Source organism: Streptomyces sp. NPDC088194 (assembly GCF_040702025.1).
Lineage (GTDB): Bacteria > Actinomycetota > Actinomycetes > Streptomycetales > Streptomycetaceae > Actinacidiphila.
In genome coordinates, this window is record NZ_JBFBIV010000049.1 from 46,316 (window position 1) to 64,506 (window position 18,191).

An 18,191-nucleotide genomic window follows, 5' to 3' on the forward strand; every position below is an offset into this window, starting at 1 on the left:
GAGTACGTACGCGAATCCCGTATCCGCGTACCGGAACGTGTGGAATGACGTGGAGGCGGACACCCGGTGAGGACCCTGCGGATCAGGACGCTGGCCGGCATCTTCGTGGTCGCGGGTGTGCTGTCGTGGGCGGCGGCGAAGTTGTGGGACACCTTCGGGACGCTGCCGGGGGTGCCGCTCGCCGCGCCCGTCGTGCTCGCGCTGATCGCCGCCGCGCTCTTCGCCACCGCGCTGTCGATAAGGTCCCGGCTGCGGGCCCAGCGTGAGCGGCAGCCCGGCGCGAAGGGCGTCGATCCGCTCGCCGCCGCCCGCGCGGTCGTCTTCGGGCAGGCCAGCGCGCTGGTCGCGTCCCTCGTGGTGGGGATGTACGGCGGTACCGGGATCTTCCTGGTGATGTACAAGCTCGACATGGACCCCCGGCGGCAGCAGGCCATCTACGCGGGGCTGGCGGTGCTGGCCGGGATCGCGGTGGTGGCGGCGGCGCTGTTCCTGGAACGCGTCTGCCGGCTTCCCGAGGACGACGACCGGCAGCACGGCACGCCCGCGCAGCGCTCCCGCTGAGCCGGACCCGGCAGGCGGTCCGGCGGGGCGGAGTCCTCGGCGGCGGTCCGGCGGGGCGGACCCGGCGCGGACTCTCGTGGTGGATCGGCTGGGCTGATCCAGTGAGCCGGTCCCGTGCGGGCGAGCCGCGTGCGCCGGGCCGCCGCCCGGTTCGACCGGCGCGGCGGCCGAACCGCTGTGATCTGCGCACTTGACCGGCGGGGCCGGAGATGGTTCAGTCCGTTCCGTGAACGGCACGCGCCTGCTTCTGCACCGGAGGGTCCATCTCGACCTCCTCCGGTACGCGGGCTGCGTGTGTACGGCCGCGCGCTGACGCGCGCCCTCGGCCCACCGTTCGCCCGCGCGTCGTCCGCGCATTCCTCCCTTCGGGTGGTACCCATGTCCGCCGTTCCCGCTGCCTCTCCCGTGTCCTCCGCCGGCTCCACGGCCGTCGCTCCGGCGACTTCTGCTCCGGTGACTTCCGCTCCGGCGGCTCCCGCCGAGGGACTTCAGGCCCCCGCGCCGGCCGTGTCCCCGGCGCCCACCGCCGCCGAACTCCTCGACTTCGCCCGCTCGATCGCCGCCGACGCCGCCGTCGTGGCCGAACTCCCGCTGGACGCCGAAGGCCGCACCTGGCGGCGGCTGGAAGGACCCGGCGGGGCCGAGGCGTGGCTGATCGGCTGGCCGCCCGGCGCCGAGACCGGCTGGCACGACCACGGCGGCTCGTACGGCGTCTTCGTCACCGCCGCGGGCGAGTTGACCGAGCACTCGCTGGCGGTGCCGCTGCCGACCGAGGGCTGGCGGTCGCTGGAACTCGCCGACGGCGTGGACCGGCGCCGCGTCCTGCCCGAGGGCAAGGGCCGCGCGTTCGGCCGCGAGCACGTGCACCAGGTGGTGAACGTGTCCGAGACCACCCACGCGGTGTCCGTGCACGCGTACTACCCGCCGCTGCCGCTGATGCGCCGCTACAGCCGCAAGGACAGCACGCTGCGGCTGGAGTTCGTCGAGCGCCCCGAGGAGTGGTGACACGGATGACCGGCGCACAGGGCGGTCCTTCCGGGGTTCCCCGCTCGATAGCGGACCATCTGGCCGCCATACGCACCCGGTTGGCCCGGCTCTCCCCGGCCGAGGCCGCCGCGGCCGCCCGCGACGGCGGCGCGCTGCTGGTGGACATCCGCTACGGCGCGCTGCGCGACCGCGACGGCACCGTGCCCGGCGCGGTCATCGTGGAGCGCAACGAACTGGAGTGGCGGCTCGACCCGGAGGGCTCGCACCGCCTCCCGCACGCCACCGGCCACGACCTGCCCGTCATCGTGTTCTGCAACGAGGGTTACGCCTCGTCGCTGGCGGCCGCCTCCCTGCACGACCTCGGCCTGCACCGCGCGACCGACCTCGTCGGCGGCTTCCAGGCGTGGCGCGCGGCGGGCCTGCCGGTCACCCCGCCGGACGGCCGTCCGACCGTTCCGCACCCGCCGATCGCGCCGGGCGCGCACCCCGCGCGGTGACCCCCCGACCGGCGGTCCTGACGCGTGAGGCCCCGGGTGACCAAGATCCAATATGTCCGTGCGCACGTGCCGTGTCCGACCGTGCGCGGTGGGTGACGAACGTGCGCAACGGTACGGCCAAACCCCCCGAAAATTAGGGCCCCGGGCCCCCACGGAAGCCTTGCGCACGCTAAATTTCTGGCCATGCCCCGTGGACGTCACCGCCATTCCCAGCCGCTGCACCGGATGATGCCGCCGCTGACCGTCGCAGGCACCGCGGCCGTACTGGCCGTCATATCAATCTTCGCCGGTGATACGGAGCTGCTGCGGGTGCTCGCGGTGGCGATCGCGCTCGTCGCGGTGGCCGGGGCGCTGCTCGCGCGGACCTGGGACCGTTCGGCCGGGCGCGAGGTGGCGGAGCTGACCGCGCTGCGGACCCGCGACGAGTGGAAGACCGACGAGCGGGTGGCCGAGCTGGAGACCGACCTGGAGGAGTCCAGGGAGATCCGCGGCCGGCTGGAGAAGAAGCTGCGCGGCAAGCGGTCGGAGCTGGCGCGGCTGCGCTCGGAGCACGCCGATCTGCTGCGGCGCTACGCCACCGCGGAGAGCGAGCGGGCCCGGGCCCTGGAGGCGCGGCGCCGGCTCCAGCGAGAGGGCGCCACGGCGCCCCGGATCGCGCTGGGCACCGGGGTGGCCGCGGTCGGCCCCGCCGCCTACCTCAAGGCCGCGGACGCGCTGCGCAACCTCGCGCGCAACTCCGCCACCCAGCAGGCGCAGCGCACCGTCGAGGACGCCCGGCGCCGGGACGCCGCGGCCGCGGACGAGCCGCAGGGCAAGCACGCGTCGGGGTCGCAGGCGCTCCCGGTCCGCGAGCACCGCCTGGTGCCCGCGGCCACCGCGGCGGCCGTCCTGCCCTACGCCCAGCCGGGCCGCTCCACCGCCGCCCAGGCCCATCGCGCGGTCGGCGGCTTCGACTTCTTCGGCACCCACAAGTCGCTTCCCGCGGCCGCCCCGGTGCCGCTCGCCGCGCCCGCCGCGATCCCCGCGCCGGCCGCCGCGCCCGAGCCCGCCGCCGCGCCCGAGGCCGTCACCGCGTCCGAGGCCGTCACCGCGTCCGCTTCCGCGCCGGCCGCCACGCCCGACCACGAGCCGGCCGCGGCCGAGGTGATCGACCTCACCGCCCACGACGACACCGAGCAGCTCGACGTCAGCGACCTGCGGGGCGCCGCGCGCTGACCGCCGAGGCCCGCTGGCCGCCTCCGCCGGGACGGCGGCAACGGCGCCCGGGCACCGGCTACTTGTCGATGTCGCCGACGACGAAGAACATCGAGCCGAGGATCGCGACCATGTCGGCCACCAGCGTGCCCGGCAGCAGCACGTTCAGCGCCTGGATGTTGTTGAACGACGCCGAGCGCAGCTTCAGCCGGTACGGGGTCTTCTCGCCCTTGGACACCAGGTAGTAGCCGTTGAGGCCGAGCGGGTTCTCGGTCCAGGCGTAGGTGTGGCCCTCGGGCGCCTTGAGGACCTTCGGCAGGCGCTGGTTGACCGGGCCGGGCGGCAGTTCGGCGAGCCGGTCCAGGCAGGCGTCGGCCAGCGCCAGCGCGTTGTGGGTCTGCTCCAGCAGCACCTCGAACCGGGCCAGGCAGTCGCCCTCGGTCCGGGTGGCCACCTTCAGGACGCCGCCCAACTCCCCGTACCCGAGGTACGGTTCGTCGCGCCGCAGGTCGAAGTCGACGCCGGAGGCGCGGGCGATCGGCCCGCTCACCCCGTACGCGTGCACGTCGGCCGCCGACAGCACCCCCACGCCGCGGGTGCGGCCGCGGAAGATCTCGTTGCCGACCACCAGGTCGTCGAAGCGGCCCATCCGCGACCGCACGCCGGCCACCGCGGCCCGCGCCCGCCCGGTCCAGCCGTTCGGCAGGTCCTCCTTCAGGCCGCCGACCCGGTTGAACATGTAGTGCATCCGGCCGCCGGAGACCTCCTCCATCACATGCTGCAACTCCTCGCGCTCGGTGAACGCGTAGAAGATCGGCGTGATCCCGCCCAGCTCCAGCGGATACGACCCGAGGAACATCAGGTGGTTCAGCACCCGGTTCAGCTCGGCCAGCAGCGTCCGGAGCCACACGGCGCGCTCGGGCACCTCCATGCCGAGCATCCGCTCGACCGCGAGCACCACGCCCAGCTCGTTGGAGAACGCCGACAGCCAGTCGTGCCGGTTCGCCAGCATGATGATCTGCCGGTAGTCCCGCGCCTCGAAGAGCTTCTCCGCGCCGCGGTGCATGTACCCGACGATCGGCTCCGCGGTCCTGATCCGCTCCCCGTCCAACACGAGCCGCAACCGCAGCACCCCATGCGTCGAGGGATGCTGAGGCCCGATGTTCAGCACCATGTCCGTGCTCTCGGCCGCCCCACCGACCCCGACCGTCGTCTCCGTCATGCCCCTATCCTCTCAGGCCGCCCGACCGGCTACGCCGTCGGCGGATTCGCTGGGACGGGGACCGGGGTGGAGGGAGGGTGGGGGGATGGAACTACTTGTGCTGGGTGGGACGGAGTTCGTCGGGCGGGCCGTGGTCGAGGACGCGGTGGAGCGCGGGTGGGGGGTGACGGTGTTCAACCGGGGAAACCGGGAGGTGCCGCCGGGAGCGCGGGGCCTGCGCGGGGACCGGGCGAAGGGGGAGTTGGGGGAACTGGCCGCGGGGGAGTGGGACGCGGTGGTGGACACGTGGTCGGGGGACCCGGCGGCGGTGCGGGACGCGGTCCGGGTGCTGGGCGGTCGGGTCGGCCGGTACGGATACGTGTCGAGCCGGTCGGTGTACGCGTATCCGGCGGGCGCGGGCCTGGACGAGCACGGCGCGCTGGTCGACGGCAAGGGCGACGACTACGCCGACGTGAAGCGGGCCGGCGAGATCGCGGCGCAGGAGGCGTACGGCGACGCGGCGCTGCTGGTGCGGGCCGGGCTGATCCTGGGGCCGTACGAGAACATCGGGCGGCTGCCGTGGTGGCTGCGGCGGATCGCCCGCGGCGGTGAGGTACTGGCGCCCGGGCCGCGGGATTTGGCCCTGCAGTACATCGACGTACGGGACCTGGCCGGCTGGACGCTCGACGCGCTGGCCGCGGGCCTCGGCGGGCCGTACAACCTGGTCAGCCCGTCCGGGCACACCACGATGGGCGAGCTGCTGGAGACGTGCGCGCGGGTGACCGGCTCGGACGCGGCGCTGCGCTGGGTGGCGCCGGAGGTGGTCGAGGCGGCCGGGATCGAGCCGTGGACGGACCTGCCGGTGTGGCTGCCGCCGGGCGAGCTGCACGACACGCTGCACCGCGGCGACGTGCGGAAGGCGCTGGGCGCGGGCCTGCGCTGCCGTCCGGTCGGGGAGACCGTCGCGGACACCTGGCGCTGGCTGGAGGGCATCGGCGGGGTGGCGCCCCAGCGGCCGGACCGCGAGCCGGTGGGGCTCGACCCGGAGGTGGAGCGCAGGGTGCTCGACGGGCTCGGCGAACTCGCCGGCTGACGCACGGCGTCCGGCGCACGGCATCCGGCGCACGGCATCCGGTCCGCTCAGGTCCGCGCCGATCCGCTCCGGCGCACTCCGCTCCGCTCAGCCGGACTGGTAGATCGTCGTGCACAGCAGCGTGCTGCCGTCGTTCACCAGCCAGGCCCAGTACCGGGTCCGGTCGCTCGCCCCCTGCACGCAGTTGTTCGCGGAGGCGCCCGACGGGGCCCGGTAGACGCCCGATATCCACATGACCTGGTTGTACGGCACCGGGACCTGCTTCGCGGTGCAGTCCACGGCCGTCATCGGGCCGATGCTGATGGAGTCGCCGGACTGCGTGCCGAGCAGGCAGTAGTGCGGGAGGAAGACGCGGGTGAGGCACAGCCGCGTGGTGTCGCCCGAGGACGCGGAGTAGTAGCTCCACGACGACTTGCCGGTACCGCTCGGGCAGCTGCCGCTGGTGCGGCTGGTGACCTGGACCAGGCCGCCCCACTGGCCCGAGCAGGACACCGGGCTCGGCGGGACGGAGGCGCTCCACGCGATGGTGCTGCCGCCGCGGCCGGTGTCGTAGACCGGCAGGCAGTCGCCGACCGGCACGGCCTTGAACGCCTCTTCGGTCGGATCGGGCGGCGGGGTCGTGGTGGTGGGTGCGGGAGGCGTCGTGTCCGGGACGGTGTCGCCGTCCGTGCCGTCCGAGCTGCCGACGGAGCCGCCCGAGTCGTCCGAGCCGCCGTCCGACGCGGTGCCGGCGTCGTCGCCGCCGGTGCTGTCCGAGGCGGCGCCGGTGTTGCCGGTGTTCGGGTCGTCGGACGAGAGGCCGCTCCCGCCGGACGAGAACGCGTTCGCCGACGCGTTGCCCGTCGCGCCGGCGGTCGAGCCCGAGCCGTGGTGGCCGGTCCACGGATGCCAGGCCACCAGCGCGACGAGGAGCACGACGGCCGCCAGCAGCATGCAGCCGGACTCCCCCTGCTTCGACTTGGCCGCGGCGGCACGGCGTTCGGCCGCGCGCTGCTCGGCCTTCTTCTGCTCGGCTGCGCGCCGCTCGGCGGCCAGTTCCTCGGCTCTGCGCTGCTCCGCCCGGCGCTGTTCCGCTCCGCGCCGCTCGGCCTTCTCGCGTTCCGCCTTCTCGCGCTCGGCCTTCTTCCGGGCCGCCTCCGCGGCGGCCGCCGCTTCCGCCGCCTCCTGTTCGGCCCGCCGCTGCCGCTCGGCCTCGGCCGCCTTCGCCCGTGTCGCCGCGGCCAGTTCGCGCAGCTCCCGCTCCCGCTGCTCGCGCGCCTGGCGGGCCTGCTCCTCCCGCTCCCGGCGGGCCGCCCGCTCCCGGGTGTCCACGAGGGTGGGCGCCGGCGGCGGCAGCGGGCGGGTGTGCTCGTCGGCCATCGCGACGGCGCCGCCCTCGTCCAGGTCCAGCGCCCGACCGTGCGCCTCGTACGCGTCGATCAGCGCCGTCCAGCGCACCGGCAGCCGGTGCTGCGCGCCGCGCGCCGCGGGCGCCCGGTCGGCCTCGTCGATGAAGCGCACCAGGAGTTCGCCGAGGGTGGGGCGCGCCTCGGGTTCCGCGGCCAGGGTCGGGTGGATCAGCGGGGCCAGCGCCGGCGGCAGACCGGACAGGTCGAGGGTGCCGGCCTGCACCCGGGCCAGCCGTTGCAGCGGGCCGTCGTCGGTCTCCGGGTAGGGCGCGCGGCCGACCGCGAGGTGGAAGAGGGTCGCACCCAGCGAGAACACGTCCGACGCCTGGGTGGAGCGCCGGCCGAGCGCCTGCTCGGGCGAGGTGTAGTCGATGGTGCCCAGCGTCAGCGAGGTGGTGGTCTTGTCGATCGCGTGCGAGATGCCGAAGTCGATGACCAGCGGCCCGGTCAGCGGCAGCAGGATGTTCTGGGGTTTGACGTCGCGGTGCACGACGCCCTTGTCGTGCAGGGCCAGCAGGGCCTGTACGGTGCCGGCCGCCAGCCAGGGCAGCGCCTCGGGCGGCAGCGGGCCCGCCGCGCGGACCAGGTCGCCCAGCGACGGCGCGGGCACGTAGTCGATGGCCATCCAGGGCCGTTCGGCCCGGGCGTCGGCGTCGAGCAGGCGGGCGGTGTAGGAGCTGTCCACCCGCCGGGCCAGATCCACCTCGCGGGCGAAGCGCTTGCGGTCGGGCTCGCTGACCACGCCCTCCGCGAGCAGCGTCTTGACCGCGACGAGCGGGCCCTCCCGCTGGGGCCTGGCCAGGTAGATCCGCCCCATGCCGCCGGTGGTCAGCCGCCACAGCAGCCGGTACGGTCCGAGCCGCCTCGGGTCGTCCTCGCCGAGCGGCCTGATGCCGATACCGGCCATGCCCCCGCCTCCCCCTGGCCCCTGCTGACCCGTCCCGCGTCCCTGGGTGACACGACGGTCGCGCCCTGCGCGGTTGCAGACCGGGCGGACGAACGCGGGGAGGAGAAAGGGAGGAAGGGTGAACGACCCGCGCAGGGAAGCCTGTCGGCGGGCCGGGCGGCGCTCAGTCCGCGGCCGGCGGCCGCAGCAGGTCCGCGCACCCCGCGCCGACGGCCGTGGCGAGCCACAGGAAGTCGCCGAGGCCGCCCTTCGCGGTCAGCTCGGCCGCTTCCGTGGCGGCGGCCAGCGCCCGCAGATAGGCGGGCGCGTCCTGCGCGGCCAGGGCGAGCGGGGGCCGCTGCCCGCGCACCCCCAGCGCGTGCAGTGCCTCGCGCTGCGTGGTCAGGGTGCCCGGGAGCGCGTCCATCGCCACGTGCGCGGTCAGGTCCATCGAGCCGTCCGGCACGGCGACGGCCTGGCGGCCGTCGCGATACCCCGTCAGGGTGCCCAGCGCCGGGCGGGCCGCCGCGGTGTGGCCGTAGTCCACCGCCACCGCCAGGCCCGCGGCCAGCGCGGCGACGGCCCGCCGCCAGGCCGCCTCACGGTCGCGGCCGATCTCCGCACGCCGGTCCGGCCCGCCGCCCGCGCCCAGCGGCCACCACCGCTCCAGCCACCTCGCGTCCGCACCGCTCACCCGGGCGCCCAGGCGTTCCGCGCCGTCCGCCCGCCGCACCTCGACGTAGCGGGCGTGGTCGTCGGGGCCGGGCGCGGCGACCGGCAGGGGAACGTTGTCGAGCCATTCGTTGGCGAACAGCAGGCCGCGCGCGCCCGCGGGAGGCTCGGCGGTCCAGGTGACACGGGGGTCGAGCCCGGCCGGGCGGGCGGAGCGCTCGACGGCGTGCACGCGCACGCGGGCCGCGAGCGACGGCGGGAGGGCGGCCAGCACACCGGCGGCGAGTTCGCCCGAGCCCGCCGCCATGTCGACGAAGTCCAGCTCCGCGGGGTGGCCGAGCGCGGTGTCCACCCGGGCGAGGAGTTCCGCCACGGCGCCGGCGAACAGCGAGGACGCGTGCACGGAGGTGCGGAAGTGGTCGGCGGGCCGCTCCCGGCGGAAGAATCCACCGGGGCCGTAGAGTGCCAGCTCCATCGCGTCCCGCCAGGGCAGCCACCCGGGCACGCGGTCCTGATCCGGGCCCGGACCCGGATCGGGGCGGCCGGAACCCGTGGCGCTGCTCACAGGGGAACCTTACCGACCTGCCCACGCGTCGAAGAGCGTGGGAGGTGTGTCGTCCGAGGCCGGTAAGGTGCCTGGCATACCACAGTCGAGGGAGTGGACAGCGGATGACTGCCGGAAACGACGGCACGCCGGAGAACGACGACCCGTTCGCGTATCTCTACCGGTCGGAGGGCGACGACCAGCCCGACCCGGCCGGCGGCCAGCCGGCGGCCGGACAGCCCGGCGTGCCCCGCACCTCGTACCACCAGGTGCAGCGGGTCGGTGAGCGGCGCCCGGCGACCGGTGGCTACGGCTACCCGCCGCAGGCCCCGCCCCAGCAGCAGGGCGGCGGTTACGGCTACCCGCCCCAGGCGCCGTACGGCTACGACCAGGGCCGGCAGCAGTACGCGGGCCAGTACGGCGGCCCGACCGCGCAGTACCCGCAGGCGCAGGGCCAGCCGCAGCAGTCCGGCCCGCCGCCGTACGACCCGCAGCAGGGCCCGCCCGGGGGCCGCAGGGCCGGTGGGCCGGGCGGCCAGGACGGCTCCGGCGCCCCGAACCGCAGGGGCCTGCTGATCGCGGCCGTCGCGGTGGTCGCCGCCGTCGCGATCGGCATCGCGTTCGCGATGACCAACAGCTCGGGCGACAAGAAGAAGCAGGCCGACGACAAGCCGACCGGCGCGACCAGCGCGAGCACCGCGCCGAGCCAGTCCGCGTCGCCGTCCGCGACCCCGGCGCCGTTCGACTCGAAGAAGGTCGACGCGTCCACGCTCGCGCTGACCGGCGGCGCCGCGAAGAGCACCGAGCACCCGGGCGCGAACGCGTCGGGCGGCACCTACGTCGACAGCATGGGCACCCAGGGCGCCACGGTGAGCTGGACGGTGGTCGTGCCGAAGGACGACGCCTACACGTACTTCGTCAGCTACGCGAACGCCGGCCCCGACGCCACCCTCACCCTCGGCGTGAACGGCAAGCCGCGCACCGACCCGGTGAAGCTCAAGAACTACGGCAACGCCACCGACTGGGCGAAGGCGTGGAACATGACGACCTTCAACTACGTGAACCTGAAGAAGGGCGCCAACGTCCTGACGCTGTCCTGCACCCCGGCCGACAGCAACTGCGGGGCCAACCTCGACCAGGTGTGGCTCAAGGAGGGCACGGTCACGAAGTAGGCGGACCGCTCCGCGGGGCCGGCGCTCCCGGCCCGGCCGCCCGCCTCGGCCGCCTACCCCGCCGGGACGACCTCCACCTTCGGCAGCAGCTCCCCGTACCCGGCCTCGTCGTACTCCCCGGCGGCCGGTGCCAGCACGGTCGCCGCCGACAGGGCGACCGCGCGGGCCAGCCGGTCCGGCCACGGCAGCCCCTCCACGTGCCCGGACAGCAGCCCGGCGACCGCCGAGTCGCCGGCGCCGGTGGGGTTGCCCGCCAGCCGGCCCGGCGGCAGGGCCCGCCAGGCGCCGTCCTCGGTGACCGCGAGCATCCCGTCGGCGCCGAGCGACGCGGCCACCCCGCGGGCGCCCCGCCGCCTGGCGTCGTGGGCCGCGCGGGCGGGCTCGGAGAAGCCGGTCAGCCCGGCCAGCTCGGCCGCGTTGGGCTTGATCAGGTCGGGGCGGGCGGCAAGGCCGCGGCGCAGCGGCTCCCCGCTGGTGTCGAGCAGGACGTAGACGCCCGCCGCGCGCGCCTCCCGGACCAGTTCGGCGTACGCGCCGACCGCCAGGCCCGGCGGCAGGCTCCCGCACAGCGCGACCGCCTCGGTGTCGGGGCCGGCGAGCAGCTCGCGGTAGACGTCGAGGAACGCCGCCCACTCGGCGGGGCCGACGGTCGGCCCTGGCTCGTTGAACATGGTGGTGTCGCCGGTGGCCGCGTCCACCACGCCGACCGTGCGCCGGGTGCTGCCGGCCACCGGTACCAGGGCGTCGGTGAGCCGGTCCGCGTGCGGCACCGCCGCGAGGCCGCGGCGCAGCTCGTCGCCCGCCGGGCCGCCGGCGAAGCCGGTGACGGTGGCGCGGTGGCCGAGCGCGGCGAGCACGCGGGCGACGTTGAGTCCCTTGCCGCCGGGCCGTTCCACCGCCTCCAGCACCCGGTGGGTGGCATGCGGTATCAGGGACGGGACCCGGTAGGTCACATCCAGGGCGCTGTTGAGCGTGACGGTGATGATCACCTGTTGATTTTGGCAAACGGACGGCGGCGGGCCCAGAGCGGGACGGCCGCTTTTAACGGGAAGTTGAAGACGGGACGGGCGACGGGCGCCGGGCGGGCGGCCCGAAGCAGCCCGTGGCGGCCCCGCGGCCGGGGAGGGCCGACGGGGCCGCACGGGCGACGGGCGGGAGGGCCGGGGCGCATGGCGGGCCTCGGGTTCCGCTACGACCGCTCGGCGGGAGCGGCCGAGGCGGGGGACGCGGGGGAGGCGGAAGCGGGCGGCTCGACCACCCACGCGCCCTTGTGCATGACACCCACCAGGTCGTACGCCTCGTCCAGCACCACCAGGTCCGCGTCCTTGCCGGGCTCCAGCGAGCCGATCCGGTCCGACAGGCCCAGCAGCCGGGCCGGGTTGACCGAGATCGCCTGCACGGCGTCGGTGAGCGAGAGCCCGTCAATGGTGAGCGCGCGCTTGAACGCGGTGTCCAAGGTGAGCGTCGACCCGGCGATCGAGTCGCCCTCCGCCAGCCGCGCCACGCCCTGCCGTACCTCGACCTTCAGCGGCCCGAGGTCGTACATCCCGTCGCCGAAGCCGGCCGCGTCCATCGCGTCGGTGATGAACGCGACCCGGGCGGCGCCGGCGCTGCCGAAGGCGAGTTCGAGCACGGACGGGTGCAGGTGGGTGCCGTCGTTGATCAGCTCCACCGTGATCCGCTCGTCCTCCAGCAGCGCCGAGATCGGGCCCGGCTCGCGGTGGTGGAGCGGCGGCATCGCGTTGAACAGGTGGGTCGCCACGGTCGCGCCCGCGTCGATCGCCTGGCGGGTCTGCTCGTAGTCGGCGTCGGTGTGGCCGATCGCGGCGATCACCCCGAGGTCGGCGAGCAGCCGTACCGACTCGATGCCGCCGGGCAGTTCGGCGGCGAGCGTGACCATCCGCACCGCGCCCCGGCCGGCCTCGATCAGCTTGCGCACGGTCGCCGGGTCGGGATCGCGCAGCAGCGTCGGGTCGTGCGCGCCCTTGCGGCAGGGCGAGATGAACGGGCCCTCGTAGTGGATGCCGGCCAGGTCGCCCTGCTCGACGATCTCGGAGAGCAGCGCCGCCTGCCGGGCGAGCGCGTCGAGGTTCTCGGTGACGGTGGAGGCGACCACCGTGGTGGTGCCGTGCTCGCGGTGGGTGCGCACGCCGGTGAGGATGTCCTCGGCGGTGCCGGAGGTGAAGGACGCGCCGCCGCCGCCGTGGTTGTGGATGTCCACGAACCCGGGCACCACCGTGTAGCCGCGCCCGGCCAGGTCGTGGGTGGCCTGCTCGGCCTGCTCGTCGGCGGCGATCCGGGTGCCGTCGACCGTGATCCGGCCGCTGTTCACCACGCCGGACGGCAGCACCACGCGGGCACCCGTCAGGACGGTGCGCTGCGTTGTCGTTACGGGGGCCATCAGGCGGATACCTCCACGGAGATCAGATCCCAGGCGAGCAGGCCCGCGCCCAGGCAGCCGGCGGTGTCTCCCAGCGCGGCAGGGACGATGAGCGGGAGTTTCTGGAAGGTGATGCGCGCCTCGACGGCCGCCCGCAACGGGCCGAAGAGGGTGTCGCCGGCCTCGGCGAGGCCGCCGCCGATGACCAGCACCCGGGGGTCGAGCAGGGTCAGTCCGGTGACCAGGCCGTCGGCGAGCGCGTCGATCGCCTCCCGCCACACCTCGATCGCCGCCAGGTCGCCGGCCTCGACCGCCCGCGCGCAGGCGGCCGCGTCGGCGGCCGGATCGCCGCTGGCGGCGGCCCAGGTCCGGGAGACCGCGCCGGCCGAGGCGTACGCCTCCAGGCAGCCGCGCTGCCCGCAGCCGCACTCCCGGCCGCCGGGGCGGACCACGATGTGGCCGATCTCCCCGGCGTAGCCGTGCGCGCCGGCCTCGATCCGGCCCTCGATGCCGATGGCGCCGGCGATGCCGGTGCCCAGCGGCAGGAACAGGAACCGGTCGGCGCCGTTGCCCGCGCCGATCCGCCCCTCGGCCAGGCCGCCGGCCCGCACGTCGTGGTTGAGCGCCACCGGCAGGCCGTCCAGCCGCTCGGAGAGCAGGTCGCGCAGCGGCAGGTCCTTCCAGCCCAGGTTGGCGGCGTAGACGGCGATGCCGGCCGCGGCGTCCACGATGCCGGGCACCACCACGCCGGCGGCCACCGCGCCTTCGCCGTACTCGGCGCGGCCGTGCTCGCGCAGGTCCGCGGCGAAGTCGAGAATCGCGGTCACCACGGCCTGTGCGCCGCGCTCGCGGCCCGTCGGTCGGCGTGCCTGGTGCAGCAGCGTGCCGTCTTCGGCGACCAGCGCCGCCTTCATCCCGGTGCCGCCCACATCGAGGGCGATGACATGTCTCACGTGGACAGTCTCGCGTCTCACCCCTATAGAGGTCTAGTCCACTCGGCCCGGAAGATCGATTCTCAGGAAAGATGCATATTGCCGGGCAGGTCAGAGGGGTGCGGTCGGGGAGGCGAAAAAGCCCGTCACGAGGCGGGCGGCGGCCGCAGGATGGGGCCCGCCGTCGAAGAGATCTCACTCATGGTGTAGACCTTGGCTAAAGATATGGGGAAGACTCGGCTCTTTCTGCGGTGGCCCGGCGGGCGGCCCCGCCCGCATCCCGATCTTTCCCGAAGTCCCAAGGGTGGTAGGAACAGTGCAGCGGCGACGACTTCTCGGCCTCGCGGCCGGCCTCACTTCCGCGCTGGCCCTGACGGGGGTCAGCGCCTGCGGCGGCTCCACGGCGCAGAGCAAGGACGTGACGCTGCACCTGGTGGCCGCGGACTACGGCGACGCGAAGACCGACAACAGCTCGCTGGTGTACTGGAACGACATCGTGCACGGCTTCGAGAAGCAGTACCCGGACATCAAGGTCGATGTGCAGGTACTGAGCTGGAACGACGTGGACGACAAGGTCGCCGCCATGGTCAAGGCCGGCAACCCGCCGGACATCGCGCAGATGGGCTCGTACGCCGACTACGCCGCCAAGGGCCAGCTCTACAGCGCCGACCAGCTCTTCACGGTGAGCCAGCAGGCCGACTTCATCCCCTCGCTGGCCCAGGCCGGATCGGTCGACCGCACCCAGTACGGCCTGCCGTGGGCGTCCAGTTCCCGGATGTTCTTCTACAACAAGGACCTGTTCAAGCACGCCGGCATCTACAAGGCGCCCAGGACCTGGGACGACCTCGCCGCCGACGCGAAGCTGCTCAAGGCGGACGGCGTGAAGGTCCCCTACGGGCTGCCGCTCGGCCCGGAGGAGTCGCAGGCGGAGTCCCTGATGTGGATGCTCGGCGCCAACGGCGGCATCACCGACACGGTCGGCAACTACACCTTCGACTCCGCCGAGAACGTCGAGGCGTTCACCTGGCTGAAGAAGAACCTCGTCGACGCGAAGCTGATCGGCGGGAAGGACCCCGCCAAGACCAACCGGCAGGAGGTCTTCGACGACTTCATGTCCGGCAACGCGGGCATGATCAACGGCCACCCGACGCTGCTGGCGCAGGCCCGCGCGCGCGGCGTCGACGTCGGCGTCGCGCCGCTGCCGGGCAAGGACGGCCCGGACCAGGACACCCTCGGCGTCGCCGACTGGGCGATGGCCTTCAAGCAGAACGGCAACCTCGACGCCGACCGCAAGCTGCTCCGGTACGTCTACCAGACCAAGAACACGGTCAAGTTCCTCGACGAGTACGGCCTGCTGCCGGTGACCACCTCGGCCTCCCAGGTCATGCAGGGCGAGAAGCGCGACGCCGACCTCGTCCAGTTCCTGAACCTGCTGCCCGAGGCGGTCTTCTACCCGGTGGACAAGACCTCCTGGACGAAGGTGAACGACCGGGTGAAGAAGGTCATCGGCACGGCGGTGCACAGCGACCCGAAGACCGTACTGTCGCAGTTGCAGAACTTCGCGGAGGTCCAGGACGGGCAGGGGCTGACGTCCCAACCGCAGTAGGGGGTGCGATCGAGGTGACCGAGCAGGGCGGCGAAGCCGCACGGACGGACCCCGGTGCGGATACGGATACGGCTGCGGATACGGGTGCGGACACGGTCGGCGGTTCCGCCGGGCTCTCCGCGCGGGACCTGGCGGTGCTCGACCTCGCCGGCCGGAACTGGACCGGGCCCGGTCCGCGCGACCGGGCGATCCGGGAACGGCTCGGCATCTCCCCGACCGCGTTCTTCCAGCACCTCAACGCCCTCCTCGACGACCCCCGCGCCCTCCGGGCCGCCCCGACCACGGTCAACCGCTGGCGCCTGACGAGACAACGCCGCTCAGAAAACCGCTGAGCCGGGTGTCCTGGGTGACCCTCTTCTCGCGGGAGGGGCCGCACGAATCCAGGGGCGCGCGGAACAGCGTGCGCAACCACCGGCAGGTGGCCCCCGGACCGACAGCACGGACCACCCCGGAGGGTTCCGCTAGGCTCGACCGCATGGCTTACGCCGAGACGTTCACCCCGCACACCCCCGAGGGCAAGGACGCTCTGACCGCGTTGCTGGCCCACCCCGAACGTGCCGTCGTCGCGCTGGACTTCGACGGCACGCTCGCCCCCATCGTGCCGGACCCCGAACAGGCCCGTGCGCACCCGGGCGCGGCAGGAGCGCTGGCCCGGCTCGCCCCGCACCTGGCCGCGGCGGCGATCATCACCGGCCGCCCGGCGGGGGTCGCCGTACGGTACGGCGGCTTCGCCGGGGTCCCCGGCCTGGAGCACCTCGTGGTCCTCGGCCACTACGGCGCCGAGCGCTGGGACCCCCGCAGCGGCGAGGTGCACGCGCCCGCCGCGCACCCCGGCGTCACCGCCGTCCGTGCCGAACTGCCCGGCTTCCTGGAGTCGATCGGCGCGTGGCGCGGCACCTGGATCGAGGACAAGGGCGGCCGCGCGGTCGCCGTCCACACCCGCCGCACCGAGGACCCGGACGCCGCGTTCGAGGCGCTGCGCGTGCCGCTGGGCGAACTCGCCGCGCGGCACGGCCTCGTGGTCGAACCCGGCCGCTACGTCCTCGAACTGCGCCCGCCCGGCGTGGACAAGGGCGTGGCCCTCGCTTCGTACCTCCGCGAGGTCGGCGCGGGCAGCGTGCTGTACGCCGGCGACGACCTCGGCGACCTCGCCGCCTACGCCGCCGTCGCGGAACTGCGTGCCCAGGGCCTGCCCGGGCTCCTCGTCGCCAGCGCGGGCGCCGAGGAGACCCCCAAGGAGGTGCTGGCGCAGGCCGACCTCACCGTCGAGGGCCCGTCCGGCGTCGTCGCCCTCCTCAACCACCTGGCCGACGAACTGGGTTGACCCGGCCGTCGACCCGGCGCCGCGGGGTCCGTCACCGCGAGGTGATCCTGCGGTGCGTGACGCGCCAACCGCGCGGGCCGCGTACGAGGGTGTCGTCGTAGGTGACGCTCCCGCTGGTGCCGTCGGCCATGACGCCGATCCCCTTGGACCGGGCGTAGGCCCGGTCCGCGTGTTCGCCGGCGCGGACGACCGTGTTGGTGACGTGGTGGCCGACGGGGTTGGCCGGGCCGAGGGCGTGGGCGGCGTCGACGAGGGCGTCGAGCCCGTGCAGGGTGCCGCGGGCCGGGGTGAGTCCGGTGAGGTCGTAGACGACGTCGGAGCTGAACACCTCGTCCAGCCGGTCGAGTTCACCGGCGTCGGTGAGGTGGCCGTGCAGGGCCAGCAGGTCGGTGACGGCGATCCGGTCCTCGCCGCTGACCACGCCGGCCGGGCTCGCGGTGGTCGGGTCCGGCCCGGGTGCCGGTGCCCCCAGGGCCGTGAGGAGTTCGGGCAGGCGGCCGAGCGCCTTCGCCCCGGCCAGCGGGTCGGCGTAGTCGCGGCTGTGCAGGATGTGGCCGTCGCGGATGGTCAGGAACATCGCGAAGGAGAGGGTGAAGGGCGCGTCGCCGGCGAGCAGGCGGCCGTCCAACGTGTACTCGGCGACGACCAGTTCGGGGTCGCCGGTCTCGTGCAGCCGTACGTCCCGCACGGTCTCGTAGCGGCGGACGGCCGCACCCGCCCGGAACCGGGACCGTAGCTCCTCGCGGGTGGTCTCGGTGCGGGCCGGATACAACTCGGGCGGGGCGAAGGGCATCTCGATGACGACGTGCGGGGCGTAGAAGTCGGCGAGGGCGCCGGGGTCCTCGCCGATGGTGGCGGCGAGGAACCCCTCGACGGTCTCGCGGGGCGTGCGCGTGGGCATGGCTGACGTCCTCCCGGGGCACCGTAGAATCGGAGAGTGCGCCCCGGTTGTCACCGTACCGGAGAGTGCTCTCCAGTTGAAGTGGTACCCGGGACCGGGTACGGGAAGGGGCGATCGACGTGCCGGAGACGAGGCCGCTGCGGGCCGACGCGCAGCGCAACCGGGACCGGCTGCTGGAGATCGCCCGGGAGGCGTTCGCCACCGAGGGCATCGCGGTGCCGCTCGACGTGATCGCCCGGCGCGCGGGGGTGGGCCCCGGCACCCTCTACCGGCACTTCCCCACGAAGGAAGCCCTGTTCGAGGCCGTCGTGCACGACCGGCTGCACCAGCTCATCCACCGGGCCCGCGAACTCGGCGATGCGGACGGCGACTTCGGTGGCGACCCCGGGACCGCGCTGGCCGCGTTCCTCGACCACCTGCTGCGCGAGTCCGCGCCCAAGCAGGACCTCGTCGACGCGCTGGTCGGCTCCGGCGTCGACATCCAGGACGCGGTGCTGGCCACCGCCGCCGTCCTCCGCGAGGAGATCGCCGGGCTGCTCGCGCGCGCCCAGGCCGCCGGCACCGTCCGCGCCGACCTCACCGCCGCCGACCTGATGGCGCTGGTCTCCGCCTTCCTCCACGCCATGCGCCCGCGCTCGGCCACCCCCGCCGACCCGGCCCGGCTGCTGTCGGTCCTCCTCGACGGCCTGGCCCCGAAGCCCTGACCCCGCCTCCACCCGGCCCCGGAAGGCGGGTGTTGCGAACCTGCGCCCGAGGCCGGGCCCGAACTCGTGCCCGAACCCGTGCCCGAGGCCGGGCCCGAGGCGGAGTGCTCAGGCCGGGCCCGAGGCGGCCGGCGTGCACTTGCTCCAGG

The 18,191-nt window shown here is 74.5% G+C and carries 17 protein-coding genes; 10 read left to right on the forward strand and 7 right to left on the reverse strand.

Translation table 11 applies throughout. The annotated features are described in order from the left end of the window. The first annotated feature begins 66 nt into the window (after positions 1-66). The 4 genes from AB0399_RS25290 to AB0399_RS25305 all read left to right on the forward strand — a co-directional run bounded on the left by AB0399_RS25290 (position 67) and on the right by AB0399_RS25305 (position 3,260). Complete coding sequence (locus AB0399_RS25290; protein WP_328465264.1) at positions 67-561, forward strand: DUF3180 domain-containing protein; 495 nt, start codon at positions 67-69, stop codon at positions 559-561. Between the two features lie 453 nt (positions 562-1,014). Continuing rightward, a complete protein-coding gene (locus AB0399_RS25295; RefSeq protein ID WP_366412891.1) occupies positions 1,015-1,566 on the forward strand; it encodes a cysteine dioxygenase in 552 nt (183 codons plus the stop codon). Positions 1,567-1,571: 5 nt separating this feature from the next. After that, positions 1,572-2,045 carry a rhodanese-like domain-containing protein gene (locus AB0399_RS25300; protein WP_366412892.1) on the forward strand — a complete coding sequence of 158 codons (474 nt, stop codon included), beginning with the start codon at positions 1,572-1,574 and terminating at the stop codon, positions 2,043-2,045. 183 nt (positions 2,046-2,228) lie between these two features. Further along, positions 2,229-3,260 carry a hypothetical protein gene (locus tag AB0399_RS25305; RefSeq protein WP_366412893.1) on the forward strand — a complete coding sequence of 344 codons (1,032 nt, stop codon included), beginning with the start codon at positions 2,229-2,231 and terminating at the stop codon, positions 3,258-3,260. Positions 3,261-3,318: 58 nt separating this feature from the next. Here AB0399_RS25305 and AB0399_RS25310 read toward each other — a convergent pair whose 3' ends face one another. After that, entirely contained in the window at positions 3,319-4,461 is a 1,143-nt protein-coding gene (locus tag AB0399_RS25310) for an NADH-quinone oxidoreductase subunit D (protein WP_366412894.1), read from the reverse strand. 85 nt (positions 4,462-4,546) lie between these two features. On the opposite strand from AB0399_RS25310, the gene AB0399_RS25315 reads away from it, so the two are divergent. Then, a complete protein-coding gene (locus AB0399_RS25315; RefSeq protein WP_366412895.1) occupies positions 4,547-5,533 on the forward strand; it encodes an NAD-dependent epimerase/dehydratase family protein in 987 nt (328 codons plus the stop codon). A gap of 87 nt (positions 5,534-5,620) precedes the next feature. Here the strand turns inward: AB0399_RS25315 and AB0399_RS25320 are convergent, their stop codons facing one another. Both AB0399_RS25320 and AB0399_RS25325 read right to left on the reverse strand, forming a co-directional pair. Beyond that, positions 5,621-7,828 carry a serine/threonine-protein kinase gene (locus AB0399_RS25320; RefSeq protein WP_366412896.1) on the reverse strand — a complete coding sequence of 736 codons (2,208 nt, stop codon included), beginning with the start codon at positions 7,826-7,828 and terminating at the stop codon, positions 5,621-5,623. 163 nt (positions 7,829-7,991) lie between these two features. Continuing rightward, the gene (locus AB0399_RS25325) at positions 7,992-8,954 is read right to left on the reverse strand and encodes an SAM-dependent methyltransferase (protein ID WP_366412901.1); all 963 of its coding nucleotides are present in this window, start codon (positions 8,952-8,954) and stop codon (positions 7,992-7,994) included. A 194-nt stretch (positions 8,955-9,148) separates the two neighbouring features. On the opposite strand from AB0399_RS25325, the gene AB0399_RS25330 reads away from it, so the two are divergent. Then, positions 9,149-10,195: a hypothetical protein gene (locus AB0399_RS25330; RefSeq protein WP_366412897.1), complete on the forward strand. Its 1,047-nt coding sequence runs from the start codon at positions 9,149-9,151 to the stop codon at positions 10,193-10,195. A 53-nt stretch (positions 10,196-10,248) separates the two neighbouring features. Here the strand turns inward: AB0399_RS25330 and AB0399_RS25335 are convergent, their stop codons facing one another. From AB0399_RS25335 to AB0399_RS25345, 3 genes are all read right to left on the reverse strand, one after another. Continuing rightward, positions 10,249-11,184, reverse strand: coding sequence for a 1-phosphofructokinase family hexose kinase (locus AB0399_RS25335; RefSeq protein WP_329368163.1), 936 nt, complete (start codon positions 11,182-11,184; stop codon positions 10,249-10,251). A 200-nt stretch (positions 11,185-11,384) separates the two neighbouring features. Beyond that, positions 11,385-12,596 (reverse strand): N-acetylglucosamine-6-phosphate deacetylase, encoded by a 1,212-nt coding sequence (nagA, locus tag AB0399_RS25340; protein ID WP_329368165.1) that lies wholly within the window; start codon positions 12,594-12,596, stop codon positions 11,385-11,387. Further along, entirely contained in the window at positions 12,596-13,528 is a 933-nt protein-coding gene (locus tag AB0399_RS25345; RefSeq protein ID WP_329368167.1) for an ROK family protein, read from the reverse strand. Before AB0399_RS25345 ends, nagA begins: the two co-directional genes overlap by 1 nt. Positions 13,529-13,823: 295 nt before the next feature. Between AB0399_RS25345 and AB0399_RS25350 the strand changes: the two genes are divergently transcribed. The 3 genes from AB0399_RS25350 (at position 13,824) to otsB (ending at position 16,437) form a co-directional block, all read left to right on the forward strand. Continuing rightward, positions 13,824-15,113 carry a sugar ABC transporter substrate-binding protein gene (locus AB0399_RS25350; RefSeq protein WP_329368169.1) on the forward strand — a complete coding sequence of 430 codons (1,290 nt, stop codon included), beginning with the start codon at positions 13,824-13,826 and terminating at the stop codon, positions 15,111-15,113. Positions 15,114-15,127: 14 nt separating this feature from the next. Continuing rightward, complete coding sequence (locus AB0399_RS25355) at positions 15,128-15,445, forward strand: DUF3263 domain-containing protein (RefSeq protein WP_366412898.1); 318 nt, start codon at positions 15,128-15,130, stop codon at positions 15,443-15,445. A 143-nt stretch (positions 15,446-15,588) separates the two neighbouring features. Then, positions 15,589-16,437 carry a trehalose-phosphatase gene (otsB, locus tag AB0399_RS25360; protein WP_329368172.1) on the forward strand — a complete coding sequence of 283 codons (849 nt, stop codon included), beginning with the start codon at positions 15,589-15,591 and terminating at the stop codon, positions 16,435-16,437. Between the two features lie 31 nt (positions 16,438-16,468). Here the strand turns inward: otsB and AB0399_RS25365 are convergent, their stop codons facing one another. After that, positions 16,469-17,338 (reverse strand): nuclear transport factor 2 family protein, encoded by an 870-nt coding sequence (locus AB0399_RS25365; protein ID WP_366412899.1) that lies wholly within the window; start codon positions 17,336-17,338, stop codon positions 16,469-16,471. A gap of 119 nt (positions 17,339-17,457) precedes the next feature. Between AB0399_RS25365 and AB0399_RS25370 the strand changes: the two genes are divergently transcribed. Further along, complete coding sequence (locus AB0399_RS25370) at positions 17,458-18,042, forward strand: helix-turn-helix domain-containing protein (RefSeq protein WP_366412900.1); 585 nt, start codon at positions 17,458-17,460, stop codon at positions 18,040-18,042. The last annotated feature ends 149 nt before the right edge of the window (positions 18,043-18,191 follow it).